The sequence below is a fragment of the Vibrio sp. QJM3NY_15 genome (assembly GCF_057785995.1).
Window position 1 is genome coordinate 2296686 of the sequence record NZ_CM173517.1, and the last position, 17124, is coordinate 2313809.

Sequence of the window (17124 nt, forward strand, 5' to 3'; positions counted from 1 at the left end):
CTGATTATGACCGAAGCTAACGACCTAATGTCTTACGACGACGCAATTGACACTGCATACGACATCTTTCTAGAGATGGCTGCTGATAATCTTGAACCTGCAGACGTGATCTTATTCACCGCTCAGTTTGAAGATCGTGGCGCTGCAGAACTTGTTGAAACTGGTGACGATTGGGTTGAACATGTTGGCTTTGAAGTCGACAAAGAGATCTACGCTGAAGTACGCATTGGTCTTGTAAATGAAGCTGATGATGTCTTAGATGACGTATTCGCTCGTCTGCTGATCAGCCGTGACCCTGAACACAAGTTCTGTCACATGTTGTGGAAACGCGACTAGGCTCTTCTTAAACCAGCTCAGAGTACTGAGCTGGTTTTCTTACGACTTCATAGCCTCATCACTTTACCAAACTGCAACTCTACAAAATTATGACCAAAGCAAAGACAGATACCCTATCCAAAGGCTATGCCTGTGTTGGATTAGTAAATCCCAAAACCCCTGAAAATGTTGGCTCAGTAATGCGAGCAGCTGGTTGCTACGGAGCAAACTCTGTATTTTATACTGGCACCCGTTATGACCACGCTCGACAATTTCATACCGACACCAAAGAAAAGCATCTTGAGTTGCCTTTGATTGGTGTTGAAGATCTTAAAGACATTATTCCTGTTGGCTGCGTGCCCATCGCAGTTGATTTAATAGAAGGCGCTAAGCCTCTACCTGATTATAAGCACCCACCTCGTGCTTTTTATATCTTCGGCCCTGAAGATGGGACTCTAAAAAAAGAGATCACGGACTTCTGTCGTGAAACCATCTACGTTCCGACTAATGGCTGCATGAACCTTGCTGCCGCGGTCAATGTTATTTTGTATGACCGCATGGCGAAGGGTGACAACTTCTCGAATCATTTGAAAGTGACCTAATACCAATCGTAGTCCATAGTTAGTCACCCTAGCGAGTGAAGCACTTCTAGCTAGTTATTCACTTCTACTTGGTTAAGCACTTCCACATGATTTGAACTGCGTCATATTCAAGACATAAAAAAACCTGCTAAGTTAGCAGGTTTTTTGTATTCGAAACGTTGGATTAAGCTTAAGAACTGTAGCAACTACTGGTGTAATTACTTACGTGATCTTGGCTTAGCCGGTTTAGCCGGGCGTCCGTTGTTCAGTTTAGGCTTTTTGGTAGACTGAGGTTTACCATTGGTCGCTGGAGCACTACGACCTGAATCAGGTGTTGTAGTACCGCGAGTTGCAGGCTTCTTACGCTTAGTCTGGTTGCTACGGCCTTTAGGAGCATTTGCGCGCTCTTCGTGACGCTTAACAGCACGACGAATTTTCTGGCTGCGAGAACGCTCACGCTTACGAGAAGTGTTTGCAGGATCAAGGTCCAACAATGTCTCTTTTTCTGGCTGAAGTTCAACAAGCTCACGCAAGTAGTTTACTTCTTGAAGATCTAGCTCTTTCCAACCGCCACGAGGCAGTTTCTTATCAAGGTAGATATCACCGTAACGTACACGTTTCAGACGGCTTACTGTTGTTTCTTGTGATTCCCAAAGACGACGAACCTCACGGTTACGACCTTCGTTAATTGCTACGTAGAAAGTATGGTTCATACCTTCACCGCCAGCGTAAACCACATCTTCGAAACGAGCCATACCATCTTCAAGTTGAACGCCACGAGTCACGTTCTTAACTTTTTGCTCGGTTACTTCACCAAATACACGTACTAGGTACTCACGCTCAACCTGACGGCTTGGGTGCATTAGGCGGTTAGCTAGTTCACCATCGGTTGTGAACAACAGTAGGCCTGATGTGTTTGCATCAAGACGACCAACTGAAATCCAACGAGAACCACGGATCTTAGGTAGACGATCGAAAACAGTACGGCGACCTTCAGGATCGTGACGAGTACAAAGCTCACCTTCAGGTTTGTAGTAAGCAAGTACACGACAAACCACTTCTTCAGAGGCTTTGCCTGTAATTGTGTGGCCATCGATACGGATCACTGAGTTCTCGTCTTCAAGACGCTCACCCAATTTCGCAACTTGACCGTTAACACTTACACGACCAGATTTGATTAAACCTTCTAGTTCACGACGAGAACCGTGACCAGCTCGCGCTAAAACCTTCTGTAATTTTTCGCTCATTTACTCTTTTCTACCTAATTGTCGTCTTCACAGACGTCGAATGAATTTTTCGCGACCAAATCGCGGTCGCGTATTATCGCAAATAACCTGCCAAAAAGCACTTGTTATTTACTCTGGCAGGTTTGCTGTTTCGTTACAGACTGTTAATCAGTAACGCTATTATTCAAACGGCGCTGGATCACCGGCACCACGACGTAAAACAACAGCGTCATCGTCACTGAAGTCAATAACCGTAGTAGGTTGTTCACCTAAGTAGCCGCCATTCAAAATGACATCAACCGCATGCTCGAGGCTGTCACGAATTTCTTCAGGATCCGATTCAGTTGTCTCGTTACCCGGAAGAATCAGAGACGTCGACATCAATGGCTCGCCCATTGCTTCTAGAAGGTCTAGGGCAATTTTGTTGTCTGGTACACGAATACCGATCGTTTTACGCTTAGCGTTCATCAAACGCTTTGGCACTTCTTTTGTTGCTTTGAAAATAAACGTGTAAGCACCTGGCGTGTGCGCCTTAAGCAGACGGAAAGCCACGTTATCTACTCGTGCATACAGTGACAACTCAGAAAGATCACGGCATAACAAAGTGAAATTGTGCTTATCATCGATTCGACGAATTTTACAGATGCGTTCGAGTGCTTGTTTATTCTCAAGCTGACAACCCAGTGCATAACCTGAATCTGTTGGATAAACCACAACGCCGCCATTGCGAATAATCGCAACCGCTTGAGTAATTAAGCGCGCTTGTGGGTTATCTGGGTGTACATAAAAAAACTGGCTCATTGTTGATCCTCGTTATCGAATCTCTCGACTCTATCATCAGAAGGAGCTGGTTCACCTAAAGACTATTCAGATGGTGAAACCGTTTGAAACTCCCAATCTTTCCATACTTCTTCGACCCCAGAAGGTAGCCAGAGATTACGTCCAAGTTCCATCCATGGGGATGGGTAATGGAAGTCGCTGCCTTGGGAGGCTAATAGTTTGTATTGTATAGCATAATCTGCAAGTGTGCGTCTTTCTTGTTGCGCTTGCTGAGGTTGAGCCACTTCCATAGCGTCACCATTTGCTTCAACAAATGCAGCTAATAGACGCTTAACCCACTTGGCGGTAAGGCCATATCGCGCAGGGTGAGCTAATACCGCTTGACCACCAGCCGCATGAATAGCCGTGACAGCATCACTCATTGAGCACCATGTTGGCGGCACATAACCTGGATTGTTGCGCGTAAGAAACTTTTTAAACACCTGCTGCATGGTTTTCGCGTAGCCATTGTCGACTAACCATTTCGCAAAGTGTGCTCGAGTAATTGGTGCATCACCTGCAATCAACTTAACCTCTTCTAACACACCTTCACGGGTCGCTTTCTCAAGACGTTGAGCAATCATCTCTGCACGTCCGACACGGTGTTGCTTCTGTTGTTCAATTAACGCTTTCAATTCTGGTGATTCAGGATCGACATTTAACCCAACAATATGGATATCTTTGTTTTGCCAAACGGTTGAGATCTCGATGCCGTTAATCAACTGAATAGGAAGATTGTTATCAGCAATATAGCTGCGTGCTTCTGCAAGCCCATCAGTCGTATCATGATCTGTAATCGCTAACGCTTCGATGTTAAAGCCTAGCGCTCGGTCAATCAGTTCAGGTGGAGTAAGTCGGCCATCTGAGGCTGTTGTATGACTATGTAGATCAATTCTCATATATTCTTTTTCATTGTTTTCAATTTTTATCGTTATATTTGTGTCAACGCACTTGACCTGCAAGCGCAAAACTAGTTAACTAGTACACAAATACGAAGTGTCACATTTGATAGGTTCACTATGTTACAAGAATTTAACCAAAACCATAAAGATAAAGTTTTAGAACTTTCTTCAGTAGAAGCAAGTTCAGAGCTTAATTGGTGGCGCACTTGGACAAGTTCTTGGTGGGCCAACGTGTACTTCTAATTAAACAGTTTGTTTATAAAAAAGTTATCACTAAGCCCGCTTTCATAGCGGGCTTTTTAATTTGTCGAACATCTCACATTCAACTGACTAACAAATCAACGAATTGACCATATTCTAGATTGGGTGAAAGGTATCTTTATGCGACTATGTACGGCAGGAAATTTAAAGAATCATAAAGGAGGTCTTGTGAACAAGGCCATTGAAATCAAAAAGCTGGGAACCATTGAGGTCATCAACTCTTCCGTTCCTTACTCGCAAGATCCAACCAGTGTTTTTCATACTCTGTGTGAAAACAAAACAGACAGTCTGTTGTTGGAATCTGCTGAGATTGAATCTAAACAGAACCTGACAAGCCTACTCCTTATCGACTCTGCTGTTCGCATCGTATGTCGCGGACATGAAGTAACCTTTCAAGCGTTGACTCAAAATGGTCAAGCGCTAATCGAACACCTAGCTCAAAACGTCAAAACAGAGATAAAATCTGACCTTACGGATAACGTATTGACGCTGACTTTTATCGAACCAAGCAACGAATTAGACGAAGATTCACGCTTAAGAGAAGCGTCTTCATTCGATGCACTGCGTTTGGTTCAACACAGCTTTGAGCAAGACGCGGATAACAAACACGCGTTATTCATGGCTGGCCTATTCGCTTACGACATCGTGGCGAACTTTGAACCGCTAGGCGATGCTGAAGCAACAAACAACTGCCCAGACTTTGTTTTCTACGTTGCCGAGACACTATTGCGTTTCGACCACCAAGAAAACGAAGGCCTGCTTCACGCGAGCTTGTTTGCTCAAGATGAAAGCATCAAAGCGCAATTAACAGAGCGCCTAGCCGACATTCAAACACAGTGTCAGTCATTGAAAGCCATCACCGAAGTAACACCGCTCGACAACGTTGACGCTGTACCAAGCGTTTCAGATGAAGACTTCTGCCAAACGGTTCGTAATTTAAAAGAATACGTCGTTAAAGGCGATGTATTCCAAGTGGTACCTTCGCGTCGCTTTACGCTACCTTGCCCTGCTCCACTGGCGGCTTACAAAGAACTCAAGCAAAGTAATCCAAGCCCTTACATGTTCTACATGCAAGATGAGCTGTTTACTCTGTTTGGTGCTTCTCCAGAAAGTGCACTGAAGTACGAAACTGAAACCAACCAAATCGAAATTTACCCAATTGCAGGTACTCGTCGTCGCGGTAAACGCCCAGACGGTCAAATCGATTTCGACCTAGATAGCCGTATCGAACTTGAACTGCGTACCGACAAGAAAGAAAACGCTGAACACATGATGCTGGTCGACCTAGCACGTAACGATGTGGCACGTATTGCAGAAGCTGGCACTCGCCACGTAGCAGACTTGCTGAAAGTTGATCGCTACAGTCATGTGATGCACTTGGTTTCTCGTGTTGTTGGTCAACTACGTGAAGACTTAGATGCCCTGCACGCTTACCAAGCTTGTATGAACATGGGTACGCTAACAGGCGCACCAAAAATCCGTGCAATGCAGCTTATTCGTGACGTAGAAAAAACACGTCGTGGTAGCTACGGCGGTGCAGTTGGTTACCTAACTGGTGAAGGCACGTTAGATACTTGTATCGTGATTCGCTCTGCTTACGTTGAAGATGGCGTAGCTCAAGTACAAGCGGGCGCGGGCGTGGTGTTCGACTCTGACCCGCAAGCAGAAGCAGATGAAACTCGCGGCAAAGCTCAAGCGGTCATCTCTGCGATTCAAGCTGCACATACTAAGAACATCTCAAATAAGAAGGAGTCGTAATCATGGCTGATATTGTATTCATCGATAACTTCGACTCATTCACTTACAACCTTGTAGACCAGTTCCGTTCATTAGGTCACAGCGTGAAAATTTACCGTAACAACATTCCTGCAAAGGTTGTTGAAGCGGCGATCAACGAACTAGACAACCCTGTTGCACTGCTTTCGCCAGGCCCTGGTGCTCCGGCTGATGCGGGCTGTATGCCTGAGCTGATTCAGCTACTAAAAGGCAAAGTGCCAATGATTGGTATTTGCTTAGGCCACCAAGCGATTGTTGAAGCCTACGGTGGCACCGTTGCAGGCGCTGGCGAAATCATTCATGGTAAGGTGTCGATGATGGAACACCAAAATCATGCGACTTACCAAGGCTTACCTTCGCCGCTGGCTATCGCTCGCTACCACTCTTTAGTAGCAACGCATGTATCTGATAGCTTAACAGTGACCGCTGAAGTCGATGATTTGGTAATGTCTGTGGTTCAAGAACAAGACAAGGTTTGTGGATTCCAATTCCACCCTGAATCAATTATGACGACCTACGGTGCAACGCTTCTGGCGAACGCTATCGAATGGGCTCTTGAGAAGAACGCCATGCTTGATAAAAAGACTAACTAGGACGAAATCATGGAACAGATTAATAAGCTTTACGAACAGCAGTCTCTTACTCAAGAAGAAAGCCAACAGTTATTTGATGTGATCATCAAGGGTGAGCTAGACCCAATCTTGATGGCTTCTGCTCTGACTGCATTGAAAATCAAAGGCGAGACGCCAGACGAAATCGCTGGCGCGGCGAAAGCGCTGCTTGCGAATGCAAACCCGTTTCCACGTCCTGATTACGATTTTGCAGACATCGTAGGTACAGGCGGCGACGGTCACAACACCATTAATATCTCAACGACTTCTGCTTTTGTTGCCGCAGCGTGTGGCTTAAAAATCGCGAAGCACGGTAACCGCAGTGTATCGAGCAAATCAGGTTCTTCTGACTTACTGGACTCGTTCGGCATTAACCTAGCGATGACAGCGGAAGACACCCGCACGGCTGTTGATGAACTTGGCGTAGCATTCCTATTTGCTCCGCAATACCACGGTGGCGTGCGTCACGCGATGCCTGTTCGTCAAACTATGAAAACGCGCACTATCTTCAACATCCTTGGTCCACTGATTAACCCTGCTCGCCCTAACATCGAGCTTATGGGTGTTTACAGCAAAGAACTTGTACTCCCTATCGCGGAAACCATGCTGCAAATGGGCATGAAGCGTGCTGCCGTTGTGCACGGTAGCGGCCTTGATGAAGTGGCTATTCATGGCGAAACCATCGTTGCTGAAATTAAAGATGGCGAAATTCACGAATACACAGTGAGACCGGCTGACTTTGGTTTGAACACTCACCCGCTTGAAGCTATCAAGGGCGGCGAGCCAGATGAAAACAAAGCCATTACAACGGATATCCTGACGGGTAAAGGCACTGAAGCCCAAGTTGGCGCAGTAGCCGTCAACGTTGCTCTACTGATGCGTCTATTTGGTCACGAAGATCTAAAAGCCAACACACAGCAAGCGATTGACGCGATGAACTCTGGCAAAGCGTACGAGCTTGTACAAAAGCTTGCTGCACACGCCTAACGAACGACGAGACAAAGAACATGACACAGACTACCGATAAACTGTCGACCCACGTTTCAGTCAAAGAAGCTGAAATGGCGGAAGTATTAGCAAAAATCGTTCGTGACAAATACCAATGGGTTGAAGCGCGTAAGCAGACCCAACCATTGGACGAGTTTAAAGCGGCGTTAACCGCAACAGACCGCAGCTTTTATGATGCTCTGAGCGGTGAACAAACCGTTTTCATCACTGAATGTAAGAAGGCATCACCGTCAAAAGGTTTAATCCGTGACGAGTTTGATTTGGACTACATTGCATCGGTTTACAACAACCACGCAAACGCGATTTCAGTGCTGACAGACGAGAAATACTTCCAAGGTGACTTCGAGTTTTTGCCAAAGGTTCGCAGCATTGCTAAGCAGCCTATCCTGTGTAAAGACTTCATGGTTGATACCTACCAGGTTTACTTAGCTCGTCACTACTCTGCTGATGCTATCTTGTTGATGCTATCGGTATTGGATGACGAAGAGTACCAAGCACTTGCTGAGGTTGCTCACTCGCTCAACATGGGTGTACTAACCGAAGTCAGTAACGAAGAAGAGCTTCACCGCGCAGTCGCTTTAAAAGCAAAAGTGATCGGTATTAATAACCGTAACCTACGTGACCTTTCGACGGATCTGAACCGTACTAAAGAGTTGGCCCCGTTGATTCGCGAACTGGCTCCAAACGCAGTCGTGATTTCAGAGTCTGGCATCTACACGCATCAACAAGTTCGTGACCTTTCAACATTTGCAGACGGCTTCCTAATCGGCAGCTCTCTTATGGCTGAAAAAAACCTAGAACTTGCGGTGCGTAAAGTAACACTCGGTGAAAACAAGGTGTGTGGTTTAACTCATTCTGATGATGCCGCGAAGGCTTATCAAGCTGGTGCGGTATTCGGTGGTTTGATTTTCGTTGAAGCGTCTAAGCGTCATGTGGATATCGAAGCGGCTCGTTTAACTATGAGTGGCGCACCGCTGAACTACGTGGGTGTGTTCCAAAACCACAGCGTTACTGACGTTGCAAAAACGGTATCTGAGCTAGGCCTATTCGCTGTGCAACTGCACGGTGATGAGTCTCAAGCATTTGTCGATGAGTTAAAACAATCACTACCTGAAAGCGTTGAGATTTGGAAAGCTTACGGTGTTGCTTGCAGTGCTGAAAACGGCGCTGAAAGTGCGCTACCAGAATTACTGGAAAGCAACGTGACTCGTCACCTACTAGATACTAAAGTGGGTTCTCAAACGGGTGGTACAGGTCAGGCGTTTGATTGGAGCCTAATCAACAACCAAAGCGCAATCATGTTGGCAGGTGGTCTAAACCCAGAAAATGCTAACCAAGCGGCTAAGTTGGGTTGTTTAGGATTAGACCTAAACTCTGGCGTTGAATCCGCTCCAGGTAAAAAAGACGCAGACAAACTGCAACGCGCTTTTGCAGCGATTCGTAATTACTAGTCCAAGCTCGGCTCTAGGAATTAGAAAGCAGAAACTAAAAACATATTTGTGGGCTTTGCCTTTTGCGAAGCTCAAACAAGATTGAATGACTTGGTGTGAAGACACATCAATAGAATTGAAGGAATAACACAATGGCTAAACTCGATGCCTACTTCGGTGAATACGGTGGTCAATACGTACCGCAGATCCTAGTGCCAGCACTAGACCAACTAGAACAAGCATTTATCGATGCACAAGCCGATCCTGAGTTCCGCAGCGAATTCATGACGCTTCTGCAAGAGTACGCAGGTCGACCAACGGCACTAACGCTAACGCGTAACCTGACTAAAGGTACAAAAACCAAACTGTACCTAAAGCGTGAAGATCTACTTCACGGCGGCGCACATAAAACAAACCAAGTACTTGGCCAAGCGCTGCTTGCTAAACGTATGGGTAAGCAAGAAATCATCGCTGAAACTGGCGCGGGCCAACACGGCGTTGCTACTGCTCTAGCGTGTGCTCTATTAGGTCTTAAGTGTCGTGTTTACATGGGTGCAAAAGACGTTGAACGTCAAAGCCCGAACGTGTTCCGTATGAAGCTAATGGGTGCAGAGGTTATCCCTGTTCATTCTGGCTCTTCAACGCTAAAAGACGCATGTAATGAAGCACTACGTGACTGGTCTGCAACTTATGAAGACGCGCACTACCTATTGGGTACTGCAGCGGGTCCTCACCCATTCCCAACGATTGTTCGTGATTTCCAACGCATGATTGGTGAAGAAACGAAGAACCAAATTCTAGCTCGTGAAGGTCGCCTTCCAGATGCCGTTATCGCTTGTGTTGGCGGTGGTTCAAACGCTATCGGCATGTTCGCTGATTTCATTGAAGAAGAGTCTGTTCGCCTAATCGGTGTAGAGCCTGCTGGTAAAGGTATTGATACTGACCAACACGGCGCGCCGCTTAAACACGGTAAAACCGGTATTTTCTTCGGTATGAAAGCCCCACTGATGCAAGATGAGAACGGCCAAGTAGAAGAGTCTTACTCTGTATCTGCGGGTCTAGATTTCCCATCAGTTGGTCCTCAACACGCGCACCTAAATGCCATTGGCCGTGCTGAATACGACAACGTGACCGATGACGAAGCGCTAGAAGCGTTCCAATTGATTGCACGTAAAGAAGGTATTATCGCAGCGCTAGAGTCATCTCATGCTTTGGCTCATGCAGTTAAAATGGCTCACGACGACCCTGAGAAAGAACAGCTATTAGTCGTTAACTTATCTGGTCGCGGTGACAAAGACATTTTCTCTGTACACGACATTCTTAAAGAGAAAGGAGCATTATAATGGATCGCTATCAATCACTCTTCACTCGCTTAGCTGAAAAGAATCAGGGTGCATTTGTACCATTCGTAACGGTTGGCGATCCTAACCCTGAGCAATCACTTAAGATCATGGAAACCTTGGTTGAAGCGGGTGCAGATGCACTTGAGCTTGGTATTCCATTCTCTGATCCGCTTGCAGATGGCCCAACAATCCAAGGTGCGAACATTCGTGCTTTAGATTCTAAAGTAACGCCAGATGTGTGTTTTGATCTTATTGGTCAAATTCGCGCTAAATACCCAGAGCTACCAATCGGCCTACTGATGTACGCAAACTTGGTTTACGCACGTGGTATAGAAAACTTTTACGAACGCTGCGCAAAAGCAGGTATCGATTCAGTATTGATTGCTGATGTACCAACCAATGAAAGCGGCGAGTTTGTTGCTGCAGCTAAGAAGTTTGGAGTTCACCCAATCTTTATTGCTCCGCCAACAGCAAGCGATGAAACACTTCAATCAGTTTCTGAGCTAGGTGGCGGTTACACATACCTACTTTCTCGCTCAGGCGTAACGGGTGCAGAAACAAAAGCAAACATGCCTGTGACAGCCCTACTTGATCGTTTGAACAAATTTGATGCGCCACCAGCACTGCTTGGTTTCGGTATCTCTGCTCCTGAACAAGTGAAAGAAGCGATTGTAGCGGGCGCTGCAGGTGCTATCTCTGGCTCAGCGGTTGTGAAAATCATTGAAAACAACGTTGAACAACCAGAAGCAATGCTTAAAGCACTTGCGGAGTTTGTTACGCCAATGAAAGCGGCTACGCAGAAATAATCGACGGTCATTAAATAGAACCAGCGATTCAAATACTAAAAGGCTCCACAACTGTGGAGCCTTTTTTATTACTCGTCATTCACGCTAACTACTCTTCAGCTTTCATCGCTTTCTTAATCGCTGCCTCATTGAGCGTCGCTTTGATTGGGTCGGTTATCTTCTCCACTAGGTCGATGGGCATTGGAAAGATAATGGTGGAGGTTCTTTCGTTAGCCACCTCGGTTAACGTTTGCATATATCGCAATTGAATGGCGTTGGGCGCTTGATTCAGCACTTCGGCCGCTTCCCGTAACTTTGAAGATGCTTCAAGCTCACCGGTTGCATGTATTACCTTAGCTCGACGAGAACGCTCGGCTTCCGCTTGTTTAGCAAGGGCTCGCACCATACTGTCATCCAGATCAACATGCTTGATCTCGACATTGGCAATCTTGATCCCCCAGTTATCGGTGTGTTGATCCAGTATCGCTTGTAAGTCTCTATTGAGCTCTTCTCGCTCAGACAACAGCTCGTCCAACTCATGTTGCCCAAGCACCGAACGCAGCGTTGTTTGTGAAAGTTGGCTGGTCGCTTCAAGGTAATTCTCAACGTTGTTGATCGCCATCTTCGGATCCAGCACTCGGAAATAGACCACGGCATTCACCTTGACCGACACGTTATCGCGTGTGATCAAATCTTGTGTTGGAACATCCAAAACGATAGTTCGTAGATCCACTCGCACAATTTGTTGGATAAAAGGAATGATGATAATCAAGCCAGGCCCTTTCACACCGTAAAAGCGCCCGAGGAAAAACACCACTGCACGCTCGTACTCGCGCAGCACTCTGAACATGCTGGCTATCAACAAGATAACGAGCACGATGACAATACCTATAGTGTGTATAAACATAACCGCCCCCTAATGGTAACGATGGCTAAGCAATTAATAATTCAATAACGTTTGTACTAGCATTCCACGCTAACAGTCCGCGCTAACTAGATTTAAATGATGTCTCATCGGGCAACGCCTCAACATCCAACAACAACCCAGTCAGTTTGGTCACTCTAACAAGCTGCCCCGCTTGCAATTCACTCGCGCATTTGGCTTGCCAGATCTCACCTTCAACTAATACTCGACCCGCACCGGGGAAGCCGCTTACCACTTTGCCAGTGTCGCCGACAACCGCTTCCATCCCCGTAGTCACTGGTTTGTTTCTCACTCGGACTAGCATTGATATTGTTACGACGATAAAGGCAACAGAGAACAAACTGATCCCAATGATTAGTGGCAATGCAATTTGATAACCCGGCACTTCGGTATCCATCAGCATGATCGAGCCCAATGTAAATGCGGCGACGCCACCCAAACCGAAGATACCAAAGCTCGGGCTAAAGGCCTCTGCGACCATTAAGGCAATTCCCAATAGGATTAAAGCAAGGCCCGCGTAACTCACCGGCAGCATTTGTAAGGAGTACATAGCTAATAACAGACAGATACCGCCCAAAACACCCGGTAGCCCGACGCCAGGGTTATAGAACTCAAGCAACAAACCATAGATACCAATCAGCATCAGAATGTAAGCGACATTTGGATTAGTAATCACCGAAAGCAAACTAAAGCGCCAGTCTTGTTCTCGCTCGACAAAAGCAACATCACTAAGTTGGACTTCCTGACTGACACCGTTGATGGTGACGGTGCGCCCGTTACTCAGTTCAACCAATTGCTGAAGGTCGCTGGCAATAAAATCAATCACGTTAAGAGTCAGTGCATTCTCAGAATCCAAACTTGCTGCCTCTCGCACTGCTTTTTCTGCCCATTCTTCATTACGGTTGTGTAACTTGGCTAAACTGACTATGTAAGCCGCTGCATCATTGATAACTTTCTTTTCCATCGCTGTGGTGGCTTTTACTTGGTCTGAGTTCTCTTGTTTCGTTTCGTCTTGCTCACTCGCAGCCGTGTTGTCGTCTTTATTGGCATCGTCTTGAGGAGATAACGGATTAACAGGCGCTTTGCCACCGCCAAGAGACACAGGGGTTGCTGCACCTAGATTAGTTCCGGGCGCCATGGAAGCAACGTGGCTGGCAAGTAAAATATAGGTTCCGGCGCTCGCTGCTCGTGAACCCGCAGGCCCAACCCAAGTAGCGACTGGAATCGGTGAGTTGGTGATGGATCGAATAATGTCACGCATCGACGAATCTAACCCGCCAGGCGTGTTCATTTTCAAAATAATGAGCTTTGCTTGCTCATCGTGAGCTTGTTCTATTTCTCTAGTGAGGTAATCACTGGTCGCCGGACCTATCCCTCCGTTCACCTCAATCACCCAGACATCATCGGCCTGAGCAAACACTGAGCTGAACAACAGAAGAAACGCAAACAAGTACTTTAATATAAAAGTCATAGCCCCTCTCCTTACAACTGAGATGCTAGATAGACGTTTTATTTAAAGCGCAGAGGTAACATCTTGGTAATAAATAGATACCTTAAGCATAGTTCAGGCTAAATTTCACACAACACGTACCTGTGGATTCACCTCAACATAAACGTTCAAAAAACACTCACAAATGAAATCAAAATGTTAATGGAACGTTTTCAACACCAACGCTTGCAAACCATTCACAAAATCTCCAGTGAAAAAGCTTTTATAAATTCAACAAATAGCATCGCTATAAAAAACCAAAGCAAACGATTGCTTTGTTGTGCAAAATCAACAAATGACATTAGACCACCTGTTTTTCAGAGACTTTCACCTCTGCTCATATTGATAAATGTAAAGGATACGTGTAAAACTCGTCGCGAAATATTAATCCAATGGTACATCGTACATTGGTGAGTAGTTCTGGGATTTTTATATTTAGTAGCACAGAGGTTATGGAAGTGTTAAAAGAAAAGAGTTTACTAAGTAACATCGGCATTCAAGTCGTTATTGCAATGATCATCGGTACTGTAGTCGGTGCGATGATGGGTGACAGCGCAACTATGTTCGCTCCACTGGGTGCTATCTTCATCAATTTGATCAAGATGCTGGTTATTCCTCTAGTCGCGGTTGCCCTAATTTCAGGTGCAGCAGGTCTAGGTAATAGCTCATCGGCTGGTAAAGTCGGTGTAACAACACTGGGTTACTTTGCACTAACGTCTGCACTTGCTGTAGCACTAGCGCTTGTAATGGGTGAAGTGTTCGAACCCGGTCGTGGTATCGATGTTTCTGGCGTTGAAGGCATGTTCTCTTCAGAATACGCTGCGAAAGGCGAACTTCCAACGTTCTGGGCAACCATCACTGGCATGATCCCTACCAACGTTTTCCAATCACTGAATGAAGCAAACATTCTGCAAATTCTCGTTTTCTGCTTATTCTTTGGTATTGCGATTTCTAAACAAGCAAAAGAGAAACGTGACCCTATCATCAACGGTGTAAATGCTATCGTTGACGCTATGGTATGGATGATCAACAAAGTTATGATCATTGCACCACTTGGCGTATTCGGCCTAATGGCTGAAGCAGTAGGTACGTTTGGTTTTGGCGCGCTTATGGTCGTGTTCAAGCTGTTCATTGTTTACATCGCTGCGATTCTTATCTTCGGCTTTGTTGCTTACCCACTGATGATTCAAATCTTCACTAAGACTTCAGCTAAGAAGTTCCTAGTGGCAATGAAGAAGCCTCAAGCGGTTGCACTATCAACAGCATCGTCAATGGCGACACTACCAGTAACAATGGAAACGGTAGAGAAAGAACTTGGCGTTCGCAACTCTACGGCTTCATTCGTTCTGCCTCTAGGCGCGACGATCAACATGTCTGGTAACGCAATTTACTACGGCCTAGTTGCTATCTTCTTTGCACAGCTGTTCAACATCGACCTTTCTATGGGTGCTTACGTTGCTATCATCGTAACCTCTACGCTAGGCGCAGTTGGTCAAGCGGGTGTTCCAGGTCCTTCTTTCCTAGTGGTTGCGGTTCTTCTAGCAGCTGGTATCCCTATCGAAGGTCTACCTCTGTTGTTCGCTCTAGACCGTATCTTCGACATGATTCGTACTGCTCTTAACATCACTGGTGATGCAGCATGTGCAGTAATCGTTGATTCTCTAATCAAAGACGAAGAACAAGAAGCTGAGCTACAAAAACAGCAAGCGTAATATTAAGCTTCAGTTTTGATTGATAAATAAAAACCGCCTTCATGAGGCGGTTTTTTATTAGGCAATAGTCAATATTGATTCGGTAAATCTTACTCTTGTAAGACTAATTGATTAATCCGAACGCACGAGGCAGAGCCAAACTAATTTCAGGAATAAAAGTAATGGCCAACAATGTGACGATCAATACGGCACAAAACGGCATGATACTTCTTATAACACTCTCTATCTTGGAACCACTGACACTACAACCTACAAATAGCGCCGTGCCAACGGGTGGCGTTGCAATACCAATACATAAGTTGAAGATAATCATCATCGCAAAGTGAATTGGATGCATGCCTAAATGCTCAGCAATCGGCATAAAGATAGGGGTAAAGATCAATACGGCTGGCGTAAGATCCATAAACATACCCACAATCAGTAGAATCAGGTTCATCAGAATAAATATGATAATTGGATTATCTGAAATAGAGAGCATCCAATCGCTGATCATGGTTGGTAGACCGGTAAACGCCATTGCCCATGACATGATGGTTGAAGCACCAATCAAGAACAACATAATGCCAGTGACCTGAACCGTTTCTCTACAAATTATCGGGAAGTGTGCCCACTTGAGGGTTCGGTAACAGAGTGACAGTATAAAAGAGTATAGAACCGCTATACATGCCCCTTCGGTTGCAGTGAAAATACCACCAATAATACCGCCAATAACAACAACAATAAGCCCTAAGCTTGGCGTTGCTTGCCAAACAATATTCAGTACATCTTTTGCTGTGAAGCCGTCATTCGCACTTGTTTTGTAGCCTCTCTTTTTAGCGATGAAATAGGCGACGACCATACAACTTAAACCCATTAAAATACCTGGGACATAACCTGCGATAAACAAAGCCGCTACGGATGTTCCACCCGAAACAACTGAAAACACGATCAATGAATTACTTGGCGGTATTAGTAAGCCTGCAGGGCAAGATGCAACGTTTACTGCTGTTGCTAAGTTTTTATCATAGCCATCTTTTTCTAATTCAGGGCCTAAGGTTTTACCAACCGCAGCTGCTGCTGCAACAGCTGATCCTGAAACGGCGCCAAACATCATATTGGCGAAGATGTTCACGTGAAAAAGTGAGCCTGGGATCCAACCAACCAAGAGCTTTGCAAGGTTGATGAGTCGACTCGCGATACCACCCACATTCATTATGTTACCAGCGAGGATAAAGAAAGGGATGGCTAATAAACTGAAACTATCAATACCGGTAATGATTTTTTGACCCGCAGTAATACTGGCGACTTCAAAAGGTAAGATGAAATACATGATCGTTAAAGATGACATGGCAATTGCAATCGCAATGGGCATGCTAATCGCGATCATGAATAAGAATAGGCCTAGCAGCCAAACACCAATGGACAAATCCATAATATAGAGTCCTTTTTAAAACTTACTTTTTGTTGGGTTCACAAAAAAGATCAAACGTATTCATGACCAAATAGATGAGGATAATAACGGCTGAAATCGGCAATATTGAATAAACCGTCGACATCGGTAATTGCAGTGCGGGAGAGAGTTGTTGTGTGGTTCTTCCCATTAAGGCGATGCCACCTTGAAGCATTGCTAGAAATACAAATGCGCCAGAAATCACATTGATAAGTAGGTGTAATGCTATGTGTGCTTTACCCTTAAGATAACCATCCAATAACGTTATAGCTAAGTGTCCTTTGATACCGAATAAGTAGCTTGCTCCTAATAAGCCAAGCCATACCATTGCATAACGAGCAAGTTCATCAGTCCAGTTACTTGGGTCATTCAAAACATAGCGACTAAAAACCTGCCAAGTGACAGTAACGACAAGTAACATTAATGCAAAAGAAGATACAAAAAGAATCAACCTATCAAGTAGGTTTCTGAAAGTTGCTAACATGATGTGATACCTCAAAAAATTTTGCCTT

17 protein-coding genes and 1 other annotated feature are annotated in these 17124 nt (G+C 45.3%); of the genes, 10 read left to right on the forward strand and 7 right to left on the reverse strand.

From position 1 onward, the window contains the following. The first annotated feature begins 6 nt into the window (after positions 1-6). Together AC3CKG_RS10240 and AC3CKG_RS10245 are read left to right on the forward strand one after the other, a co-directional pair. Entirely contained in the window at positions 7-336 is a 330-nt protein-coding gene (locus AC3CKG_RS10240; RefSeq protein WP_012604336.1) for an HI1450 family dsDNA-mimic protein, read from the forward strand. A gap of 89 nt (positions 337-425) precedes the next feature. Beyond that, positions 426-917 carry an RNA methyltransferase gene (locus tag AC3CKG_RS10245; protein ID WP_004729783.1) on the forward strand — a complete coding sequence of 164 codons (492 nt, stop codon included), beginning with the start codon at positions 426-428 and terminating at the stop codon, positions 915-917. Between the two features lie 197 nt (positions 918-1114). Here the strand turns inward: AC3CKG_RS10245 and rluB are convergent, their stop codons facing one another. The 3 genes from rluB to rnm all read right to left on the reverse strand — a co-directional run bounded on the left by rluB (position 1115) and on the right by rnm (position 3840). Continuing rightward, positions 1115-2143 carry a 23S rRNA pseudouridine(2605) synthase RluB gene (rluB, locus tag AC3CKG_RS10250; RefSeq protein ID WP_017104066.1) on the reverse strand — a complete coding sequence of 343 codons (1029 nt, stop codon included), beginning with the start codon at positions 2141-2143 and terminating at the stop codon, positions 1115-1117. Between the two features lie 159 nt (positions 2144-2302). Next, positions 2303-2923 carry an L-threonylcarbamoyladenylate synthase gene (locus tag AC3CKG_RS10255; RefSeq protein ID WP_009848751.1) on the reverse strand — a complete coding sequence of 207 codons (621 nt, stop codon included), beginning with the start codon at positions 2921-2923 and terminating at the stop codon, positions 2303-2305. Positions 2924-2985: 62 nt separating this feature from the next. Further along, complete coding sequence (gene rnm / locus AC3CKG_RS10260; RefSeq protein ID WP_009848752.1) at positions 2986-3840, reverse strand: RNase RNM; 855 nt, start codon at positions 3838-3840, stop codon at positions 2986-2988. 120 nt (positions 3841-3960) lie between these two features. Between rnm and trpL2 the strand changes: the two genes are divergently transcribed. From trpL2 to trpA, 7 genes are all read left to right on the forward strand, one after another. Beyond that, positions 3961-4086, forward strand: coding sequence for a tryptophan operon leader peptide (gene trpL2 / locus AC3CKG_RS10265; protein WP_009848753.1), 126 nt, complete (start codon positions 3961-3963; stop codon positions 4084-4086). Further along, positions 4033-4147: a sequence feature (Trp leader region), on the forward strand. It overlaps the preceding gene by 54 nt. A gap of 125 nt (positions 4148-4272) precedes the next feature. After that, a complete protein-coding gene (locus AC3CKG_RS10270; protein ID WP_488528302.1) occupies positions 4273-5862 on the forward strand; it encodes an anthranilate synthase component 1 in 1590 nt (529 codons plus the stop codon). Between the two features lie 2 nt (positions 5863-5864). Continuing rightward, the gene (locus AC3CKG_RS10275) at positions 5865-6473 is read left to right on the forward strand and encodes an aminodeoxychorismate/anthranilate synthase component II (RefSeq protein WP_488528303.1); all 609 of its coding nucleotides are present in this window, start codon (positions 5865-5867) and stop codon (positions 6471-6473) included. 9 nt (positions 6474-6482) lie between these two features. Then, the gene (gene trpD, locus AC3CKG_RS10280) at positions 6483-7478 is read left to right on the forward strand and encodes an anthranilate phosphoribosyltransferase (RefSeq protein ID WP_488528304.1); all 996 of its coding nucleotides are present in this window, start codon (positions 6483-6485) and stop codon (positions 7476-7478) included. A gap of 20 nt (positions 7479-7498) precedes the next feature. Further along, positions 7499-8950: a bifunctional indole-3-glycerol-phosphate synthase TrpC/phosphoribosylanthranilate isomerase TrpF gene (trpCF, locus tag AC3CKG_RS10285; protein WP_488528305.1), complete on the forward strand. Its 1452-nt coding sequence runs from the start codon at positions 7499-7501 to the stop codon at positions 8948-8950. Positions 8951-9081: 131 nt separating this feature from the next. Then, positions 9082-10272: a tryptophan synthase subunit beta gene (gene trpB, locus AC3CKG_RS10290; RefSeq protein ID WP_009848758.1), complete on the forward strand. Its 1191-nt coding sequence runs from the start codon at positions 9082-9084 to the stop codon at positions 10270-10272. After that, complete coding sequence (gene trpA, locus AC3CKG_RS10295) at positions 10272-11078, forward strand: tryptophan synthase subunit alpha (protein ID WP_017080965.1); 807 nt, start codon at positions 10272-10274, stop codon at positions 11076-11078. The genes trpB and trpA overlap by 1 nt, the downstream gene beginning before the upstream one ends. Before the next feature lie 88 nt (positions 11079-11166). Here trpA and AC3CKG_RS10300 read toward each other — a convergent pair whose 3' ends face one another. Then, entirely contained in the window at positions 11167-11964 is a 798-nt protein-coding gene (locus tag AC3CKG_RS10300; protein ID WP_102295746.1) for a slipin family protein, read from the reverse strand. 82 nt (positions 11965-12046) lie between these two features. Further along, positions 12047-13453, reverse strand: coding sequence for an NfeD family protein (locus tag AC3CKG_RS10305; RefSeq protein ID WP_488528306.1), 1407 nt, complete (start codon positions 13451-13453; stop codon positions 12047-12049). 410 nt (positions 13454-13863) lie between these two features. Here AC3CKG_RS10305 and AC3CKG_RS10310 point away from each other — a divergent pair, with 410 nt between their 5' ends. Beyond that, positions 13864-15183 carry a dicarboxylate/amino acid:cation symporter gene (locus AC3CKG_RS10310; protein WP_318532804.1) on the forward strand — a complete coding sequence of 440 codons (1320 nt, stop codon included), beginning with the start codon at positions 13864-13866 and terminating at the stop codon, positions 15181-15183. A gap of 103 nt (positions 15184-15286) precedes the next feature. Here AC3CKG_RS10310 and AC3CKG_RS10315 read toward each other — a convergent pair whose 3' ends face one another. Together AC3CKG_RS10315 and AC3CKG_RS10320 are read right to left on the reverse strand one after the other, a co-directional pair. Then, the gene (locus tag AC3CKG_RS10315) at positions 15287-16594 is read right to left on the reverse strand and encodes a TRAP transporter large permease (protein WP_488528307.1); all 1308 of its coding nucleotides are present in this window, start codon (positions 16592-16594) and stop codon (positions 15287-15289) included. A gap of 22 nt (positions 16595-16616) precedes the next feature. Continuing rightward, positions 16617-17096 (reverse strand): TRAP transporter small permease, encoded by a 480-nt coding sequence (locus AC3CKG_RS10320; protein ID WP_048613908.1) that lies wholly within the window; start codon positions 17094-17096, stop codon positions 16617-16619. Positions 17097-17124 lie beyond the last annotated feature (28 nt).